Annotated in this window: 17 protein-coding genes; 7 read left to right on the top strand and 10 right to left on the bottom strand. The window is 68.3% G+C overall.

Going from position 1 to position 18287, the window contains the following annotated elements:
- Positions 1-11 precede the first annotated feature (11 nt).
- The 7 genes from trkA to def form a co-directional block, all read right to left on the bottom strand.
- Positions 12-1391, bottom strand: a complete 1380-nt coding sequence (gene trkA / locus AWR35_RS06645; protein ID WP_058575148.1) for a Trk system potassium transporter TrkA — start codon at positions 1389-1391, stop codon at positions 12-14.
- 34 nt (positions 1392-1425) lie between these two features.
- Positions 1426-2823 carry a sigma-54 dependent transcriptional regulator gene (locus tag AWR35_RS06640; RefSeq protein ID WP_058575147.1) on the bottom strand — a complete coding sequence of 466 codons (1398 nt, stop codon included), beginning with the start codon at positions 2821-2823 and terminating at the stop codon, positions 1426-1428.
- Between the two features lie 3 nt (positions 2824-2826).
- Positions 2827-5136 carry an ATP-binding protein gene (locus AWR35_RS06635; RefSeq protein WP_058575146.1) on the bottom strand — a complete coding sequence of 770 codons (2310 nt, stop codon included), beginning with the start codon at positions 5134-5136 and terminating at the stop codon, positions 2827-2829.
- Positions 5133-5708, bottom strand: coding sequence for a DUF4390 domain-containing protein (locus AWR35_RS06630; protein ID WP_058575145.1), 576 nt, complete (start codon positions 5706-5708; stop codon positions 5133-5135). Before AWR35_RS06630 ends, AWR35_RS06635 begins: the two co-directional genes overlap by 4 nt.
- Positions 5705-6994, bottom strand: coding sequence for a 16S rRNA (cytosine(967)-C(5))-methyltransferase RsmB (gene rsmB, locus AWR35_RS06625; RefSeq protein ID WP_058575144.1), 1290 nt, complete (start codon positions 6992-6994; stop codon positions 5705-5707). Before rsmB ends, AWR35_RS06630 begins: the two co-directional genes overlap by 4 nt.
- 112 nt (positions 6995-7106) lie before the next feature.
- On the bottom strand, positions 7107-8060 hold the full coding sequence (gene fmt, locus AWR35_RS06620) for a methionyl-tRNA formyltransferase (RefSeq protein ID WP_058575143.1): 954 nt from the start codon (positions 8058-8060) through the stop codon (positions 7107-7109).
- Positions 8057-8563, bottom strand: a complete 507-nt coding sequence (gene def, locus AWR35_RS06615; protein WP_058575142.1) for a peptide deformylase — start codon at positions 8561-8563, stop codon at positions 8057-8059. Before def ends, fmt begins: the two co-directional genes overlap by 4 nt.
- A 193-nt stretch (positions 8564-8756) precedes the next feature.
- Between def and AWR35_RS06610 the strand changes: the two genes are divergently transcribed.
- The 6 genes from AWR35_RS06610 (at position 8757) to hemF (ending at position 15693) form a co-directional block, all read left to right on the top strand.
- Positions 8757-9941: a LysM domain-containing protein gene (locus AWR35_RS06610; RefSeq protein ID WP_058575141.1), complete on the top strand. Its 1185-nt coding sequence runs from the start codon at positions 8757-8759 to the stop codon at positions 9939-9941.
- Between the two features lie 81 nt (positions 9942-10022).
- Positions 10023-11111 carry a DNA-processing protein DprA gene (dprA, locus tag AWR35_RS06605; protein ID WP_058575140.1) on the top strand — a complete coding sequence of 363 codons (1089 nt, stop codon included), beginning with the start codon at positions 10023-10025 and terminating at the stop codon, positions 11109-11111.
- 98 nt (positions 11112-11209) lie between these two features.
- On the top strand, positions 11210-11683 hold the full coding sequence (locus AWR35_RS06600; protein WP_058575139.1) for a DUF494 domain-containing protein: 474 nt from the start codon (positions 11210-11212) through the stop codon (positions 11681-11683).
- A 55-nt stretch (positions 11684-11738) separates the two neighbouring features.
- Positions 11739-14189, top strand: coding sequence for a DNA topoisomerase I (locus tag AWR35_RS06595; protein ID WP_058575138.1), 2451 nt, complete (start codon positions 11739-11741; stop codon positions 14187-14189).
- Positions 14186-14746, top strand: coding sequence for an L-threonylcarbamoyladenylate synthase (locus AWR35_RS06590; protein WP_058575137.1), 561 nt, complete (start codon positions 14186-14188; stop codon positions 14744-14746). Before AWR35_RS06595 ends, AWR35_RS06590 begins: the two co-directional genes overlap by 4 nt.
- A 2-nt stretch (positions 14747-14748) precedes the next feature.
- Positions 14749-15693: an oxygen-dependent coproporphyrinogen oxidase gene (hemF, locus tag AWR35_RS06585; RefSeq protein ID WP_058575136.1), complete on the top strand. Its 945-nt coding sequence runs from the start codon at positions 14749-14751 to the stop codon at positions 15691-15693.
- Positions 15694-15773: 80 nt separating this feature from the next.
- Here hemF and AWR35_RS06580 read toward each other — a convergent pair whose 3' ends face one another.
- From AWR35_RS06580 to AWR35_RS06570, 3 genes are all read right to left on the bottom strand, one after another.
- The gene (locus tag AWR35_RS06580) at positions 15774-16541 is read right to left on the bottom strand and encodes a thermonuclease family protein (RefSeq protein ID WP_058575135.1); all 768 of its coding nucleotides are present in this window, start codon (positions 16539-16541) and stop codon (positions 15774-15776) included.
- Positions 16542-16636: 95 nt separating this feature from the next.
- Positions 16637-16888 carry a type B 50S ribosomal protein L31 gene (locus AWR35_RS06575; RefSeq protein ID WP_058575134.1) on the bottom strand — a complete coding sequence of 84 codons (252 nt, stop codon included), beginning with the start codon at positions 16886-16888 and terminating at the stop codon, positions 16637-16639.
- A gap of 218 nt (positions 16889-17106) precedes the next feature.
- Positions 17107-17811 (bottom strand): ComF family protein, encoded by a 705-nt coding sequence (locus AWR35_RS06570; protein ID WP_156413947.1) that lies wholly within the window; start codon positions 17809-17811, stop codon positions 17107-17109.
- 42 nt (positions 17812-17853) lie between these two features.
- On the opposite strand from AWR35_RS06570, the gene AWR35_RS06565 reads away from it, so the two are divergent.
- Positions 17854-18285: a hypothetical protein gene (locus tag AWR35_RS06565; RefSeq protein ID WP_058575132.1), complete on the top strand. Its 432-nt coding sequence runs from the start codon at positions 17854-17856 to the stop codon at positions 18283-18285.
- The last annotated feature ends 2 nt before the right edge of the window (positions 18286-18287 follow it).

The raw sequence follows: 18287 nt of genomic DNA, 5'->3' as shown, positions 1-18287 counted from the left end.
TGCTGGTCGACCTAGAAGAAGCCGAAACCGACCGAGAACAGCTGCTCGATCTCGCCGATGCGACGCTTGTCGGTCAGGAACAGCACCACGTGGTCGTCCGACTGGATCACCGTGTCGTGATGGGCGATCAGCAACTCCTCGTCGCGCAGGATCGCCCCGATGGTGGTACCCCGCGGCAGGTCGAGGGCGTCGATGCGCCGCCCGACCACGCGCGAGGTGGTCTCGTCGCCACGGGCAATGATCTCGATCGCCTCGGCCGCGCCGCGCCGCAGCGAATGCACGCTGACCATGTCGCCGCGACGCAGGTGGGTCAGCACCTCGCCGATGGTGATCTGATGCGGCGACAACGCGATGTCGATCGCCCCCATCTCGATCAGGTCGACGTACTCGGTGCGATTGACGATGCACATCGCGCGGCGCGCGCCCAGGCGCTTGGCCAGCATCGAGGCAAGGATGTTGTCCTCGTCGTCGTTGGTCAGGGCGAGGAACACGTCCATGTCCTCGATGTTTTCCTCCTCGAGCAGCTCGGTGTCCGAGGCACTGCCCGAGAGCACGATGCTGCGGTCGAGGGAGGCGGACAGCTCGCGCGCCCGGCGAGGGTTGTGGCTGATCAGCTTGACCTGGTAGTCGTCCTCCAGCCGGGCGGCCAGCGCCCCGCCGACGTTGCCGCCGCCGGCGATCATGATGCGCTGGTACGGCTTGTCCAGCGGGCGCATCACGCTCATCACGCGGCGGATATCGTCGCCCGCGCGGGCGAGGAAGAACACCTCGTCGCCGGCCAGCAGGCGGGTGTCGCCCTCCGGCGGCACCGAGGTCTCGTGGCGGTAGATCGCCGCCACGCGCGCCTCGATCCCCGGCAGCAACTCGCGCAACCGGTGGATGGGCTCGCCCACCATCGGCCCGCCGCGGTCGACTTCCATGCCGATCAGCAACAGCTTGCCGTCACCGAACTCGCGCACCTGCAGCGCGTCCGGGTATTCGATCAGGCGGGCGATGTAGTCCTTGATCAGCCGCTCGGGACTGATGATGAAATCGACGGGGATGGCCGCATTGTCGAACAGTGCCGGGTGGTCCTGGTAGTCGGTCGCCCGGATGCGCGCGATCTTGGTGGGCGTGTGGAACAGCGTCCAGGCCACCTGGCAGGCAAGCATGTTGGTCTCGTCGGACTGCGTCACCGCGATCAGGATGTCGGCGTCGGCCGCGCCGGCCTCGGCCAGCACGCTGGGGCGCGACCCCAGCCCCGTGACCGTACGGATATCCAGCCGCTCCTGCAGCCAGTTGAGCGAGTCGGCATCGGTGTCGACCACCGTCACCGAGTTGTTGGTTTCGTTGGCAAGCGCGGTGGCGACCGAACCGCCGACCTGCCCCGCGCCGAGAACGATCACCTTCATCGAGTCACCTGTGCTGGCTCGGCTCCGCAGACGGTCATGAATTCGTCCCCGAAGCGCGCTCGCTGGCCTGGATGCCCAGCGACTTGAGTTTGCGATAGAGGTTGGTGCGTTCCATGCCGGTGCGGCGCGACAGCTCGGTCATCGACCCCTCGACGTTCTTCAGCTGGGCGAGCAGGTAACGCCGCTCGAACTCGTCGCGCGCCTCGCGCAGCGGCAGATCGAGATTGAGCGACACCAGTGCCGGGCCATTGTCGGCATCCGCCTCGTCCACCGGCGCAAGCCCCAGTGCGCGCTGCACCTCCTGCTCGTCGATCACCTCGCCACTGCCGAGAATCAGCAGGCGCTGGACCAGGTTCTTCAGTTCGCGGACATTGCCCGACCAGTGGTGGTAACGCAGCAGGTTGCGTGCCCCGATGGTGAGATCGCGTCGTGGCAGACCCTCGACCGCATGCGCCGTCTCCAGGTAATGGGCCAGCAGCACCGGGATGTCTTCAGGGTGCTCGCGCAGCGGCTCGATATGCACCGGCACGACCGAGAGGTGGTAGTAGAGATCCTCGCGGAAGTTGCCGGCCCGCACCTCGGCCTCGAGGTCCTTGCGGGTGGCCGCGATCACCCGCACGTCGACCCGCACCGGCTCGTTGCCGCCGACGCGGAAGAACGACTGGCTCTCGAGCGCCGAGATCAGCTGCATCTGGGTCTGTTCGTCCATGTCCGCCGCCTCGGCGATGAACAGCGTGCCGCCATTCGCCTGTTCGAGCAGGCCATAGCGGATACGCCCCTCCTCCTCGGCACCGAACAGCTCCACCGCGGCGTTCTGCCGCCCCGACACCGCACTGCCGCCAGTGTCGACGAACGGGAAGTGCCGCCGGGCCGAGTGCCGGTGGATGAAGCGGGCCAGCGCCTGCTTGCCGGTCCCCGGCTCGCCCGAGATCATCACCCAGGCATCGTGGCTGGCGATCTTCTTCGCCTGATCGCGCAGCTCCTGCATGTACTCGGAGTCGCCGATCAGGTCGAGCGGATCGATCTCGCCGCGCTTGAGTGCCGCGTTCTCCTGGGCAAGCCGGCGGTTGTCGAGCGCGTGTTCGATCAGGAGCAGCAGCTTGTCGAGCGAGATCGGCTTCTCGATGAAGTCGAAGGCGCCCAGCCTCGTTGCCTCGACCGCGGTCTCGACCGTGCCGTGGCCGGACATCATGATCACCGGCCAGACCAGCTGGTCGCGTTCGTGCCATTCGCGCAGCAGGGCGATGCCGTCGGTCCCCGGCATCCAGATGTCGAGCAGGATCAGGTCCGGCCGGCGCACGGCGATCGAGGCCCGCGCCTCGACCGCGTCGGCCGCGCTGCTGACGGTGAATCCTTCGTCCTCCAGGACGTCAACCAGCAGGTTGCGGATCTCGTTCTCGTCATCGACGACCAGGATGTGTCCGATACTCATTGGTCAGGAAGTTCCCGTTTTTCCGTTGGGTTCGCCGCCCTGCGCCTGGCAGCGTCCCGATTCCAAGGGTAGGCGAATCGTAACGCGCGCACCGTGATTGGCAAGCCGTTGCCCGACCGCGGAGTCGTCCGCGACCGAATGCTCCGTGGCATTCCAGGCATGGACCGCACCGGCATGCTCCTCGGCGATCTTCTTGACGATCGCCAGCCCCAGCCCCGACCCCTTGGGCCGGGTCGTGGCGTAGGGCTCGAACAGACGATCGAGCATGTCCGCCGGGAAGCCGGGGCCATTGTCCGCGACCAGCAGCTCGGCCAGACAGTGACCGGCCTCGCCGACGACGCGCAGATCGACCAGCACCAGCGGCTCGCCGCCCTGCGCTCCCTGCTCATGCAGGGCCTGGCTCGCGTTGCGGATCAGGTTGTGCAGCAACTGCCGCAGCCGGTTGGCGTCGCCCTCGATCCACACCGCCTCCTCGCTCTCGGCAACGAAGCGCACCTTCACGTTGGTATTGCCACGATAGAGCTCGACGGTCTCGCCGGCCAGGGCATGCAGGTCGAGTCGCTCCAGTTGTGCCCGGGGACTGCGGGCGTAATCGGCGAACTCGTTGACCATCTGCTTCATCGCGTCGACCTGGGCGATGATGGTCGACGTCGCCCGATCGAGGATCGGTGCATGGTCCTCGTCGAGCTGCGGCAGGATCCGCCGGCGCAGGCGTTCGGCCGACAGGCCGATCGGCGTGAGCGGATTCTTGATCTCGTGTGCCAGCCGGCGGGCCACTTCCGACCAGGCCGCATCGCGCTGTGCCTGGATCAGGGCGGTAACGTCCTCGAGCACCATCACGTAGCCGCCGGCGTCCACGTCGCCGTCCGGCGGCAGGGCCGCGAGACGCGCCAGCAGCACCTTGCGGCCGCTGCCGTTCATGATGCGCACCTGCGCCTCGACCGTCTCGCCCGGCGGCGGGCCCGCGGCCCCAAGCCGATCGAGGAAGGCCTCGCACAACGGCTGCAGGCTGGCATGCTCGCGGCAGATATCCTGCAGCGACCCCTCGAACATCTCGTCGGAGGCCACGCCCAGAATGTGTTGCGCCGCGGAGTTGCCGCTGATGATCCGTCCGTCGTAGGACAGCGTCAGCACGCCAGAGGAGAGGTGCTGGATGACCGTATCGAGGTAGTCGCGCTCCTTGTCCGCCAGCTCCTGGAGCTCGCGCATGACCTCGTGGGCACGGCGCACCCGCGCGGTCATGGTGTTGAACGACTGCACCAGCTGACCGAGGTCGTCACGGCGGTCGACCGGCAGGCGCAGGCTGTAGTCGCCCTCGGCGACCGCCTGGGTACCGGCGGCCAGCTCGCGGATCGGGCTCAGCAGCCGGCGGGCGGCGAGGAAGGCGAGCCACACCGCGGTCAGCAGCGAGAGCAGCAGCGCCAGCGTCAGGGCCAGGGTAAAGGTCTGCTTGAGCGAGGTGTGCAGGTACACCAGCTCGCGGTAGTTGTTGTAGGCGGCCTGCACGCTCTTCGAGAGCTCGTTGGCCTCCTCGGGCACGTCGAACAGCGCCTGGAGTACCCGCTTGCCGCCCTCGCTGGTCAGGCCCGCCTCCATCGGCACGACCACCCGGATCTGCAGGTTGCCGTCGCCGCCGGGATCGAGACCGATGAAGTCGCGCCCGGAGCGGGCGTGCGCGAGTGCCGTCTCGTCCGCCCGGGCGGGCACGATGCTGGTGGCATCCTCCGACGAGGAAGCGACGATCAGGTTGCGCTGACCGAGAATGGTCATCTCCTGGGCGCCGGTGGTCCGCCGCACCCGCGAGAGCTCCAGGGCGATGAGATCCGAGCTGCCGTCGCGCAACTCGTCAGCCGCCCGCTGGGTTTCCTCCAGCGCTTGGCGCATCCGGCCGTCGAAGGCGATCTGCGACAGCGACAGCGCATCGGTCATCGCCTGCTCGACCTGGACGTCGAACCAGGAGTCGATGCCGCGCTGGACGAAGGTCAGCGAGAAATAGAACACGATCGCCACCGGCACCACCGACAGCGCGACGAAGGTGACCACCAGCCGGGCGGTCAGGCGGGCACCAGGCGTGCCGCGGCGATAGTCGCGTATCAGCCGGACGATGTGCCAGAGCACCACCAGGGCGAGGAACAGCAGACCCACCGCGCTGATGCCCAGCAGCGCGAGAAACAGCCCCTCGGGCTGATCGACCGCCCGCAACGAGTCGGAGACGAGGTACAGCAGCACCAGCAGCAGCACCACGACCATGGCGCTGATGGGCGCGATCGCCCGGCGCACCCAGCGCTGCAGCCGACGTCCCGCCCGGGTCATCGTCTTGCCTCCGAAAGGGCCCACAGGAACCAGTCGCTGCCGAGGTCCCAGTCCTCACGCACCAGCGCCGGCACGCGCAACGGCAGCGGCAGCTTGTTCACGTCCAGTCGCACCCGCAGCTTGCCCAGGATCCGCGATTCGCCGGCCAGTGCCTCCGAGGCACCCAGTCGCCAGGCACGGATGCGCGACAGCGACTCCACCGCACCGGCGAGCCGGGAGAAGGTATGGGTCTCGCGTGCGGTCAGGTCGGTAACCATCCAGGTGCGCGACAGGGCGTGGTACTCGAGTCGCAGGGCACGCTCGCCTCCCAGCAGGCGGCGATCCCAGAGCCACTCGCGCGGCGCGACCAGTTCGGCCTCGACCACGAAGTTCAGGGCGATGGAGTTGCGCAGCGCGTCGATCACCTCGGCGTCCAGATGCATCTCGAGATCCGCATCGAGAAACACCGTGCCCTCGCGCACCTCCGCGTGCACGTCGATGACGCGGGTCTCCGCGCCCGCAAGGCCCGGCAGGCCGAGCCCGGCGACAAGCGCCAGCAGCCAGCCGATCAGCGGGCCGCGGGCGAGACTCATCCCGCCTCCGACCGCTTTTCCAGGACGGCGTAGTAGAAGCCGTCGTGGCCGTCGACCTCGGGGAACAGCTGCCGGCCGACCGATTGCGGCTCGCCCCAGTCGACGTCCATCGGCACGGCGACTGCATCCGGGTGCGCCTTGAGGAAGGCCTCGACCTGCTTGGCGTTTTCGCGCTTGAGGATCGAGCAGGTCGCGTAGACCAGCCTGCCGCCCGGACGCAGCAGGGGCCAGAGACGCTCGAGGATCTCGCGCTGGCGTTTCACCAGCGCGTCGAGGTCATCCGGGCGGCGCAGGCGCTTGATGTCCGGGTGGCGTCGGATCACGCCCGTGGCCGAACAGGGGACGTCGGCGAGAATGCGGTCGAAGGAGGCCGGCGGCTCGATCGACTGGGCGCTCAGGTCGGCACAGACCAGTTCGGCGAAGCGTCCGGCCCGCTCGAGGTTGTCCTGCACGCGCGCCAGCCGGGTGACATCGATGTCGACGGCGGTCATCGCCACGGCCGGCTCGGTATCCAGCATGGCCAGGGTCTTGCCGCCCGGCGCACAGCAGGCATCGAGCACGCGCTGGCCGGGCGCCAGGTCGATCAGATCGACGACCAGCTGGGCCGCCTCGTCCTGCACGGACACCAGCCCCTGATGGAAGCCGGGCAGACGCTCGACGTCGAGCGGCGCGCCCAGTGCCACGCCATGCGGAGCGTGCCGGGTCGCCGAAGCCTCGACCGACTGCTCGGCCAGCCGTTCGAGATACCCCGGCACGCTCTCCTCGACCGCGCTGACGCGCAGGGTCATGGGCGGGTGCGTCGCCAGGCGCTCGCCGATCTCGACGGCACGCTCCTCGCCCCAGTCGGCGGCCAGCATGCCGAACAGCCAGTCCGGCAGCCGGGCACGCACGGCCGGCGGCGCCTTCGGCAGCGGCGTCTCGCCGGATTCGACCTGGCGGACGGCGCGGCGCAGCACCGCGTTGACCAGGCCGGTGGCCCAGTTGTGATTCAGCTCGCGGGCCGCATGCACGGCGGCGTTGACCACCCGCGAGGGCTCGCGCTTGGAACCGGTCAGGCGCTCCAGCCCGACCAGCAGCAGCATGCCCACCTCGGCAGCGCGGGGATTGAGCGGCCGGTCCAGCAGCTGGTCGCGCCACCAGGCGAGCTGCTCGTAATGACGCAACACCTCGTAGCTCATCGCCTGGACGACACTGCGGTGCGCCGCCTGGGCACGGCCGGTCAGTTCGGGCAGCACCTGATCCAGCGAACGCCCCTGCTGAACGACCTGCAGCAGCCCCTCGGCCACCAGGGCCTCCGGTGACCGGGCACGGCCGGCGTTGCCGCCGGGATGACGACGCCTCTGACGGTCCCCTTTCGGCTGCCCGCCGCGGCGCTGGTTCGCGTCGGTCTTCGGCCCGTTATTCGCCAAGCCGCACCCCCTCGAGAGAGCGGCCGCGGGCAAAGTCCGCCGCGTCGATCGGCCGCCCGCCGGCACGCTGCACGCGGGTCAGTTCGACCGCCGCATCACCCGCCTGCACGACGATGCCGTCGGCGGTGACCGCCGTCACCTCGCCCGGGGCGGCGCCCTCGCGTCCCTCGGCCAGGCGCGCGCCCCACAGACGCAGCGGCTGGCCTTCAAGTGTGGTCTGGACAACCGGCCAGGGATTGAAGGCACGCACGCGACGCTCGATCAGCTCGGCGGACTCGCGCCAGTCGACGCGCCCCTCGGGCTTGGCAAGCTTGGCGGCGTAGCAGCTCTGGGCATCGTCCTGCGGCTCGGGGGCGCCATCACCGGTGACGATGCGGGGCAGGGCCTCGATCAGCGCAGTCGCCCCCAGCGGCGCCAGCCGGTCGTGCAGGGTCGCGGCGGTGTCGTCGGCATGGATCGGCTCGGGCAGCTTGTGCCACATCGGCCCGGTATCCAGTCCGGCCTCCATCTGCATGATGGTAATGCCGGTCTCGGTGTCGCCCGCCTCGATGGCGCGGTTGATCGGCGCGGCCCCACGCCAGCGCGGCAACAGCGAGGCATGGATGTTGATCGCGCCGAGGCGCGGCAGGTCGAGCACGGACTGCGGCAGGATCAGCCCGTAGGCGGCCACGACCAGCAGGTCCGGCCGATACTCGGCCAGGCGGGCCTGGGCGTCCTCGTCGCGCAGCGACAGCGGCTGCTCGACCGGCAGGTCCAGCGCCAGCGCCGCCTGCTTGACCGGCGAGGCGGTCAGCTTCTTGCCACGACCGGCGGGACGATCGGGCTGGGTATAGGCGGCCACCAGCTCGACGGCCTCGCCGCCGACCTCGTCGAGTCGCGCCAGCGCCTCGAGGGCCGGCACGGCGAAGTCCGGCGTACCGCAATAGACGACACGAAGGGTCATACGCGCTCCCGGCGAGCGGCCTTCTGCATCTTCTTGCGGATGCGCTGCTGCTTGAGCGGCGAGAGGTAGTCGATGAACAGGCGCCCCTCGAGGTGGTCGAGTTCGTGCTGGAAGCAGATCGCCAGCAGCCCCTCCAGATCCTGCTCGAAAGTCTTGCCCTTGGCGTCCTGGGCTCGCACGCGGATGCGCTCGGCCCGCGCAATGGTCTCGTTGATGCCGGGGATCGACAGGCAGCCCTCCTCGGACTCGACCGTGCCCTCGCTCGCGAGGATTTCCGGGTTGACGAAGGCCAGCGCGCCGCTGCGGTCCTCGCTCACGTCGGCGACGAACAGCCGCCGGTGCTCGTCGATCTGCGTGGCCGCGAGCCCGATGCCCCGCTCCTGATACATGGTCTCGAACATGTCGTCGACCAGTTCGGACAAGGCCGGCTCGAAGGAGTCGACCGGGCGGGCGATCTCGCGCAACCGCTCGTCGGGATAGATGAGGATGTCTCGCAGACTCATACGTCAATCACCAGAAAGGGGCCACCTCGCCCCGCTGCCGACTGGACGGTGGGGGCGAAATCTTTTACAACAAGCCATATTTGGGGATACATTGTACGCCAGCACTCGGCAGAACCCAGATGCATGTCGACAATCATGGGGGAACAACCCGACGCCGGGTTGCTCTCGACCGGACACCAAGGACGTTGTAACGATGAGATCGACCAAAGGACTCCCCCTGGCACTCGCGCTCGCGGGCCTCGTGCCGTTCACCGCCATCCTCTCCGGCTGCGCTGGCATCGATGAAGACGATGTCATCAACCCGCGAGAGCCCTACGCGGCCGACACCCTGCCCCTCGGCGCCGAACGCGGCCCCGTCAAGCGCACGCTGACCGCCGAGGAAACGCGCGACCAGTTCCGCGACCTCTCCGCCAAGGATTACGTGGTCAAGAAAGGCGACACCCTCTGGTCGATCGCCAACCACTTCCTCAAGGATCCGTACTACTGGCCGGAGATCTGGTACGGCAATCAGGAGATTGCCAACCCGCACCGCATCTACCCGGGCGACCACATCACCATCATGTTCGTCGGTGACCGGCCGCGCCTGGCGGTGGGCCTGCGCCCGCACATCCGCTACGAGTCGCTGCCGCCGGCCGTCTCCGCCGTGCCGCTGGAGCTGGTGCGCCCGTTCCTCAGCTACGACCAGGTGCTGGACGCGGAGGACTTCGAGTCGGCCCCGTACATCCTGGACAACCGCGAAGGCACCCTGAACGCCAGCACCGGCGACACCATCTACGCCCGCCCGGAACTCGACGGCGAGCAGCAGCGCTTCGCCGTGGTCGAACAGGGCAAGGAACTGCGCGACGGCCGCACTGACGAGCTGCTCGGCTACCGCGCGATCTTCAAGGGCGAGGCCAACCTGGTCGAGGCCGGTGACCCGGCCACCCTGACGCTGGAAGACACCGTCCGCGAAGTCGAGGCCGGCAACCGCCTGGTCGAGATGACGCCGGAGGCGTTCACCAGCGACGTCACCCCGCAGATCCCGGCCTTCCCGATCGACGCACGCATCATCCTGCTGCCGGACGCGATCACCCAGGTCGGCAGCCAGCAGGTGGTCATCATCGACCGCGGCGCCGAGGCCGGAGTCACCGCTGGCGACCTGCTGCAGATCAGCAAGCGCGGCCGCGTGATCGAGGATCGCTTCGCACCGAAGGAGACCACCGAAAACGGTCGCGAGGCCCTGCACGGGCCGGCGGTCCGCCTGCCCGACTATCCGATCGGCAGCGCCATGGTCTTCCGCGTCTACGACCGGGTCAGCTACGCGCTGGTGATCAAGGCAACCAAGCCGATCCACGCCGGCGACCTGGCGCAGACCCCGACCCAGGACAACCGCCTGTAACGGGTGGCAATCTCGCCAACCCGCACAGCCGGAACCGAGTCTCCGCCCGCCGCGCTGATCGAGCTGCTCTCGATCCCCGGCATGGGTCCGCGGCGGCTCGATCGCCTGCTGTCCCACTTCGAATCGCCCCGCCAGGCCCTTGATGCCTCGCGGGGCGATTGGCTGCACGCGGGTCTGCCGGAGGCGCTGACCCGGTCCCAACCGGACCCGGCCCGCGCCGCCGCCATCCACGACTGGCTGGCCGCCTCCGCCGACCACCACCTGGTCGCCCGCGGCGAGGCGGCCTTCCCCGACGCCCTCGACGAGCTGCCCGATGCACCGGCAGCGCTGTTCGCCCGCGGCCGACTTGCCGCCCTGCGCGAACCGCAGGTGGCCATGGTGGGGTCACGCACGCCAACCACCGGCGGCCGCCAGAACGCGCGCGCCTTCGCCCGCCACCTCGCCGGTCAGGGACTGGTGATCACCAGCGGGCTGGCCCTGGGGATCGACGGCGAGGCACATCGGGGCGCACTCGATGCCGACGGCACCACCATCGCGGTGCTCGGCTCCGGCATCGACCGGCTCTACCCGTCGGAACACGCCGAACTGGCCGAAGAGATCGTCGCCAGCGGCGGACTGATCCTCTCCGAATGGCTGCCGGGCACCGAACCGCGCCGCGGCCACTTCCCGCGGCGCAACCGGCTGATCAGCGGTCTGGCGAGCGGCGTGCTGGTGGTCGAGGCCTCCGTGCAGAGCGGCTCGCTGATCACCGCCCGACTGGCCGGCGAGCAGGGCCGCGACGTGTTCGCCATCCCCGGCTCGATCCACAATCCGCTGGCCCGCGGCTGCCATCGGCTGATCCGCCAGGGGGCCAAGCTGGTCGAGACCGGCCAGGATGTCCTCGAGGAACTCGCACCGACATTGCGCCGCCAGCTCGAGGCGATCGATACGCCAGCGCAGACGCCCAGCGAACCTCCCGAACCGGCGCCGGCAACGCGGGATCCCGAGCAGCAACAAATCCTCGACCTACTGGGCCACGACCCTCAACCGGCGGACAGCCTGATCGAGGCCAGCGGATTGACCGCCGGGGAGGTTTCCTCCATCCTCCTCATGCTTGAACTGGCGGGAGAAGTATCCACCCTGCCCGGCGGAATGTACGTCCGCACGAGCCAGACGGTCGCCCCCGACTGACCCGAATGTCGGACGACACCCGCCACCCGCACCTGCCACCGCCCTCGTGAATTCCTGCTCGCGTGTGCAGGCTCAAGCCATCATTGCCCGGTGAGCCGATGAAAGAGACCGTTCTCGACCTGTTGATGTTCCTCTTCGAGAATTACATGGAAGACGAGGACCGCTTCCCCCCGCAAAACGAGCGCGCCGGGCTGCAGATGAAACTGCTCGAGGCCGGTTTCGACCACGACGAGATCGAGCACGCCTTCGGCTGGCTCGAGGGCGTGCTCGAACAGGGCGGAGTCGCGGGCCCCGAACGCGACCAGGCCTTCCGGGTCTACAGTGAGGACGAGCTGATGATGCTCGACGTCGATGCCCGGGGCTTTCTCATGCAGCTCGAGCAGATAGGCGTGCTGTCGCCGTCGAGCCGCGAGACGGTCATCGAACGCGCCATGGCCCTCGGCGAGGACGAGATCGACGTCGAGCGCCTGAAGTGGATCGTGCTCCTGGTCCTGTTCGCCAAGCCGGGCGAGGAGCAGGCGTTTGCGTGGATGGAAGACCTCGTCTTCGACGACGCCGCCGTACTGCACTAAGGAAGGGCTGGGCGAACGGTTCGCGCAGAGCTTCCGTAATTAACGAAGACACCTTATGAGCGAAAATCTGGTCATCGTCGAGTCCCCCGCCAAGGCCAAGACGATCAAGAAATATCTCGGCCCCGGCTACGAGGTACTGGCCTCGTACGGCCACGTGCGCGACCTGGTGCCCAAGAACGGCGCGGTCGACCCCGAGCACGACTTTGCGATGAACTACACGGTCATCGACAAGAACAAGAAGCACGTCGATGCCATCAAGAAGGCGTTGAAGAAGGCCGACACCCTGCTGCTGGCGACTGACCCCGACCGCGAAGGCGAGGCCATCTCCTGGCACCTCTACGAGCTATTGAAGGACAGCGGCCTGCTCGACGACCGCGATGCCAAGCGGGTGGTGTTCTACGAGATCACCAAGCGCGCCGTGCAGGAGGCCATCGCCCACCCGCGCGAGCTGTCGCAGGAGCTGATCGACGCCCAGCAGGCCCGCCGCGCGCTCGACTACCTGGTGGGCTTCAATCTCTCGCCGCTGCTGTGGAAGAAGATCAACCCCGGCCTGTCGGCCGGCCGGGTGCAGAGCCCGGCGCTGCGGATGATCGTCGAGCGCGAGGAAGAGATCGAGGCGTTCAAGCCGCGCGAGTACTGGTCGATCGCCGCCGACTGCCGCACCGGCGAGCAGCCGTTCTCCGCCCGCCTCTACCAGCTCGACGGCAAGAAGGTGGCCCAGTTCACCCTCGAGGACGAGGCGTCCGCCACTGCCGCGCGCGAACGCCTCGAAGCGGCGGCGAACGGCACGCTCAAGGTCGCCAAGGTCGACCGTCGCGAGCGCAAGCGTCACGCCGCCCCGCCGTTCACCACCTCGACGCTCCAGCAGGAGGCCGTGCGCAAGCTGGGCCTGTCCGCCTCGCGCGCCATGCGCGTCGCCCAGGAGCTCTACGAGGGCGTCGACATCGGCCAGGGCACCGTCGGCCTGATCACCTACATGCGGACCGACTCGGTCAACCTGTCGAACGACGCGATCGGCGAGATCCGGGGCCACATCGGCGACAGCTACGGCGCCGACTACGTCCCGGAAAGTCCCAACCGCTACCGGACCAAGTCGAAGAACGCCCAGGAGGCCCACGAGGCCGTCCGGCCGACCTCGATCGCCAACACGCCGGACAAGGTGCGCGCGTTTCTCAATCGCGACCAGTTCCGCCTCTACGAGATGATCTTCAAGCGGACGCTCGCCTCGCAGATGACGCCGGCGATCTTCGACCAGGTCTCCGTGGATCTCGCGGCCGGCGACGAGCACAGCTTCCGCGCCACCGGCTCGACCCTGAAATTCCCCGGCTTCATCGCGGCCTACCGCGAGGACGAGGACGACCAGGCGAGCGACAAGGACGACGACCGTCGCCTGCCGCCGCTGGAGGAAGGCCAGGAGATCGATCTGGCCGAGATCAAGGCCACGCAGCACTTCACCGAGCCGCCGCCGCGCTACACCGAGGCGAGCCTGGTCAAGACGCTCGAGCAGTACGGCATCGGCCGGCCGTCGACCTACGCCAGCATCATCTCGACGCTGCGCTCGCGCGAATACGTCGAACTCGAGCAGCGCCGCTTCCGCCCCACCGACATGGGGCGCGTGGTCAACGGCTTTCTGACCGAATACTTCCGTGACGTGGTCGACTACGAGTTCACCGCCAAGCTCGAGGACGAGCTCGATGCCGTCTCGCGCGGCGAGATGGACTGGGTGCCGCTGCTGCGCGAGTTCTGGGAACCGTTCTCCGAGCGCATCGAGGACACCGCCAAGAACGTCTCGCGCCAGGAAGCCGCCCAGGGCCGCGAACTGGGCACCGACCCCAAGACCGGCAAGCCGGTGGTCGCCCGCCTGGGCCGTTTCGGGCCGTTCGTCCAGCTCGGCAGCAAGGACGACGAGGAAAAGCCCAAGTTCGCCTCGCTGCGCCCGCACCAGAGCATCGCCACCATCACCCTCGACGAGGCGATGGAGCTGTTCAAGCTGCCGCGCAAGCTCGGCGAGACGCCCGAGGGCGAGCCGGTCGAGGCCAATATCGGCCGCTTCGGCCCGTACGTGAAGTTCGGCAACAAGTTCGCCTCCCTGGGCAAGGACGACGACCCGTACACCATCGAACTGCCGCGTGCGCTGGAGCTGATCGAGGTCAAGAAACTCGCGGAAAAGAACCGCATCATCAACGACTTCGGTGACGGCATCCAGGTGCTCAACGGCCGCTACGGCCCGTACGTATCCAACGGGAAGAAGAACGCCAAGATCCCCAAGGACACCGATCCCAAGACGATCACCCACGAGCAGGCGATCGAGATGATCGCCCAGGCACCGGAGCGCAAGGGTCGCGGCCGCAAGGCGGCGCCCAAGGCCGCGGCGAAGAAGACCGCGTCCAAGTCGACGACGAAATCGACGGCCAAGAAGAGCACGACCAAGAAGACGACCGCCAAGAAGACCACGGCGAAGAAGGCCACCAGCAAGAAGAGCGCCTCCGGAGGCAAGGAGGCGTGAGCGGGCTCTCGCCCTTCCGCCTGCGCGAGATCGCCCGCCACCTCGATGCCGGCGGGCTGATCGCCTACCCCACCGAGGCGGTCTTCGGCCTGGGCTGCGACCCGCTCGACCCCTTCGCGGTGATGCGCCTCCTGGCGCTCAAGCGGCGCGACCTCGACAAGGGCCTGATCCTGGTCGCGGACACGCCGGAGATGCTCCAGCCCTACGCGGCGGTGCCGGCGGACGAGTGGGAGAAGCTCGCCGCCGACTGGCCGGCCGCACGCACGGTAATCGTGCCGGCGGCCGAGGGCGTGCCCGACTGGCTCACCGGCGGGCGCGACGAGATCGCCCTGCGCGTGCCGGCCCACGAGACCGCGCGCGCCATCAGCCGCGCCTTCGGCGGTCCGATCGTCTCGACCAGCGCGAACGTCACCGGTCGCCCGGCGGCACGCGATGCGCTCACCGCCCGCCGACAGTTCGGCCGGGCGGACGTCAAGATCATCCCGGGCACCGTCGACCGGCGCGCCCGCCCCTCGCAGATCATCCACTGGCCCACCGGAAGGATCATCAGGAGCTGACCATGGCCGATACGCAGGCGGATCTCCAGGCCGTTCGTGACTACCTCATCGACCTGCAGGACCGGATCGTCGCCGGCCTCGAAGGCCAGGAAGACGGCACCCGCTTCCTGCACGACGACTGGAAGCGCCCGCCGGGCGACCACCTCAACGGCGAGGGCCGCGGCCGCATCCTCGAGGACGGCAGCACCTTCGAACGCGCCGGGATCAACTTCTCGCACGTCACCGGCAACAAGCTGCCGCCGTCGGCCACCGCCCACCGCCCGGACCTTGCCGGCGGCTCGTTCGAGGCGATGGGCGTGTCGCTGGTGATCCACCCGCGCAACCCGTACGTGCCCACCTCGCACGCCAACGTGCGCTTCTTCCAGGCGCAGAAGGAAGGCGTGGAGCCGGTGTGGTGGTTCGGCGGCGGGTTCGACCTGACGCCCTACTACGGCTTCACCGAGGATGCCGTTCACTGGCACGAGCAGGCCGAAGCCGCCTGCCGGCCGTTCGGCGACGACCACTACCCGCGCTTCAAGCAGTGGTGCGACGAGTACTTCTGGCTCAAGCACCGCAACGAGCCGCGCGGCGTGGGCGGCCTGTTCTTCGACGACTATGGCGCCGACGGTCAGGTCGAATTCGACACCGCTTTCGGCTTCATGCGCTCGGTGGGCGACCACTACCTGCCGGCCTACCTGCCGCTGGTGGAGAAGCGCAAGGACACCCCCTACGGGGAGCGCGAGCGCGACTTCCAGGCCTACCGGCGCGGCCGCTACGTCGAGTTCAACCTGGTCTATGACCGCGGCACCCTGTTCGGGCTGCAGTCGGGCGGGCGCACCGAGTCGATCCTGATGTCGATGCCGCCGCGCGCCGCCTGGCGCTACGACTATCACCCGGAGCCGGGCAGCGAGGAGGCGCGTCTCTACGACGAGTTCCTCCGCCCGCGCGACTGGCTCGCCGAGCGCTGAGCGGATCACGGCGCCGCAAAGAAAAAGGGCGAACCCGAGGGTTCGCCCTTTTTCGTTCCGCGGCAGGCAAGCCGGCGTTCTTAATCCATTCGTTCGAGCGCATGGGCCGAATCGACCGGGATGAACCAGTCCTGGTAGCGGTTGCTGTGGTGGACGATCCAGCCACGCACCCGCAACCGCTCGCCCTCGAGCGCGTCGAAATCCCAGCCGGGGAAGCGCTCGCGATCGGCCTTGTCGATGCGCACGGCCACCCGTCCCTCGAGGTTGAGCCAGATATTGCGCCGGCTCTCGCCCACCGAGACCACCCGGCCCTGGACGATCGCCGCCCCCTGCACGTCGTCGGGTATACCCCGCACCGACGGCAGACCGGGGTCGTAGGCGAGCAGCGACCAGATGCCGCGGTCCGCCTCGCGCGCCCGTCGCTCATGCGCCATCAGGCAGTCGGCCAGCGCCAGGTTGGGGGCGATGAACACGGCCATCGCCATGCCCTCGGCCAACAGGTGACCCTGAACCGAGGCCCCGTCGGGACGGTAGAGATAGGCGAGCGTGCGCCCGTAGCGATCCTCGTGCTCGCGCGCCGGCACCAGCTCGATGCGGTTGCGCGAGTCAGCGATGAATGCCTGCAGCGCCTGACGGCTCTCGCGGGCGAACGGCTCGTCCGGGTCGCCGTCGCGCCCGATCTCGGGGGCATCGATTCCCACCAGGCGCACGCGCTCGCCACTGGTCAGGCGCACCGTGTCGCCGTCGTTGACGTAGGCCACGGTGGCCGCCCGACCCTGGGCGCCGTCGGGACGGCAGTCGGCCGTCGCCGGGGCGGCGGCCACGAGGGCGACGACGAAAAACCACACACGAAGAGGCCAGACACGAAAAAGGGCACCGGGGAGACCCGCGGTGCCCTCTTGCAGCGTCCGGCCGAGTGGCGGGAACGCGACCATCAACGGTCTTACTTCTTCTTCTGACCGTAGCGGTTGCGGAACTTGTCCACCTGCTTGGCCATGCTGCCCTCGGAGCGCTTGCCGGTGAAGAACGGGTGGCTCGCGGAGGACACGTCGACCTTGACCAGCGGGTACTCGTTACCGTCTTCCCACTTGATGGTCTCGTTCGACTTGATGGTCGAACGGGTCAGGATGGCAAAGTCTGCCGCGACGTCCTGGAACACCACCGGCTGGTAGTTCGGGTGAATGCCTTCTTTCATCTCGATTCTGCCCCTGGTAAAGGTTCGAAAGTTGGGTCGGATGCCGCCGGGGCCGCATCTCAAGTTGATCGTCTTCGGGTTCGCCCCGATCTGGGGCCGCCGCCCGGGCCGCCGGGTAATCACCACGGGCGTACGCGGCCGGGACGGCCAAGGCGCGAGATTCTACCCAAACTCCACGATCGGCACAAGCCATGTCCCCGCTTTTCCCGGGATGCGAATCAGGGCGTGCGCGCCAGCGACCAGACGGCCACCGACTCGGCACCGCCACGGCGCAATTCGGTCGCCAGCGCACGGGCACTCGCGCCCGTGGTGAGCACGTCGTCGACGATCGCCACCCGGCGCGGCAGTTCGGTATCGGCGGCAAATGCCCCCTTGAGTGCCCGACGCCGGTCACGCGACGATTGCATGGTCAGCGAACCGGTATCGCGCACCCGGCGCACGCCCCGCTTGAGTATCGGCCGGTCGAGTGCGCGCCGCAGGCCGTCCGCCAGCAGCCAGGCCTGGTTGAAGCCGCGCCGCCGGCGCTGGGCCGGGTGCAGCGGCATCGGCACCAGTGCATCGGGCAGGACGAAGGCCGGGGAGCCGCGCACCGCGTCGACCAGCGTCTCTTGCATCAACGGCAGGACACTGAAATCCTGACCATACTTGAGCCGATGGACCAGCTCGCGGACGGATGGCGCGAGATCCACGGCCGAGACCACCCCGTCGAACGGCCACGGCCGGGCCGAGCATGCCCCGCAGGTCATGCCCTCGCCCCGATCGGCGAGCGTCAGCGCACAGGATATGCATCGCGGCCTTCCCAGCAAGGCGCGCCACTCGACAAGGCAGTCGACGCACAGTCCAGTCGGGTCGACCGTGTCGCGTCGACAGAGGTGGCAGGGCGCGTCGAACCAGCGCCCACGTCGAGCGGGAATCCATTCCATGGTAACCTGCATCCCATCTGCATATTCTGAGGTCGAACGATCATGAACCAGGAAGCGCCCGCCCAAACAGTGGAGTCGGACGACGAACACACGCCGACCCGCATCTCCGGTCGGTCGGCCAAACGAGCCGCCACCTGGTTCAACTGGGGCAATATCGTCGCCATGGCCATTCCGCTGCCGCTGGCGATCTTCTGGACCGGCCTTTCCATGCTGGTCTATGCCCTCAACCGGCATCACCCCAATCCCAAGGTCGGCGAGTACACCCAGTGGGCCGCCTACCGCTTCTACGCGGTTGCCGGAACGAGCGTGGCCGTTGGCGCCTTCGCGCCGCGAAGCCTCACTTTCTACCTGATTTTGTGGGCGGTTGCGGCCCTGATCATCGTGCCGTGGTCGCTTTACGACCTGTATCGAATCAAGCAAGATACGTGGGAAGACACCTTCACCGACCCGCCCGAATCCTTCGAGGATAGCTGATC

This window comes from Guyparkeria sp. WRN-7 (assembly GCF_001641825.1).
Lineage (GTDB): Bacteria > Pseudomonadota > Gammaproteobacteria > Halothiobacillales > Halothiobacillaceae > Guyparkeria.
This window is presented reverse-complemented; position numbering and strand designations above follow the sequence as displayed.

What these genes read in the sequence shown, in the direction of transcription:
- def (WP_058575142.1), bottom strand. Translation starts at nt 8,563, where the DNA reads ATGAGTCTGCGAGACATCCTCATCTATCCCGACGAGCGGTTGCGCGAG.
- AWR35_RS06565 (WP_058575132.1), top strand. Translation starts at nt 17,854, where the DNA reads ATGAACCAGGAAGCGCCCGCCCAAACAGTGGAGTCGGACGACGAACAC.
- trkA (WP_058575148.1), bottom strand. Translation starts at nt 1,391, where the DNA reads ATGAAGGTGATCGTTCTCGGCGCGGGGCAGGTCGGCGGTTCGGTCGCC.
- hemF (WP_058575136.1), top strand. Translation starts at nt 14,749, where the DNA reads ATGGCCGATACGCAGGCGGATCTCCAGGCCGTTCGTGACTACCTCATC.
- AWR35_RS06635 (WP_058575146.1), bottom strand. Translation starts at nt 5,136, where the DNA reads ATGACCCGGGCGGGACGTCGGCTGCAGCGCTGGGTGCGCCGGGCGATC.
- AWR35_RS06640 (WP_058575147.1), bottom strand. Translation starts at nt 2,823, where the DNA reads ATGAGTATCGGACACATCCTGGTCGTCGATGACGAGAACGAGATCCGC.
- fmt (WP_058575143.1), bottom strand. Translation starts at nt 8,060, where the DNA reads ATGACCCTTCGTGTCGTCTATTGCGGTACGCCGGACTTCGCCGTGCCG.
- AWR35_RS06595 (WP_058575138.1), top strand. Translation starts at nt 11,739, where the DNA reads ATGAGCGAAAATCTGGTCATCGTCGAGTCCCCCGCCAAGGCCAAGACG.
- dprA (WP_058575140.1), top strand. Translation starts at nt 10,023, where the DNA reads ATGGGTCCGCGGCGGCTCGATCGCCTGCTGTCCCACTTCGAATCGCCC.
- AWR35_RS06570 (WP_156413947.1), bottom strand. Translation starts at nt 17,811, where the DNA reads ATGGAATGGATTCCCGCTCGACGTGGGCGCTGGTTCGACGCGCCCTGC.
- AWR35_RS06575 (WP_058575134.1), bottom strand. Translation starts at nt 16,888, where the DNA reads ATGAAAGAAGGCATTCACCCGAACTACCAGCCGGTGGTGTTCCAGGAC.
- AWR35_RS06630 (WP_058575145.1), bottom strand. Translation starts at nt 5,708, where the DNA reads ATGAGTCTCGCCCGCGGCCCGCTGATCGGCTGGCTGCTGGCGCTTGTC.
- AWR35_RS06610 (WP_058575141.1), top strand. Translation starts at nt 8,757, where the DNA reads ATGAGATCGACCAAAGGACTCCCCCTGGCACTCGCGCTCGCGGGCCTC.
- AWR35_RS06600 (WP_058575139.1), top strand. Translation starts at nt 11,210, where the DNA reads ATGAAAGAGACCGTTCTCGACCTGTTGATGTTCCTCTTCGAGAATTAC.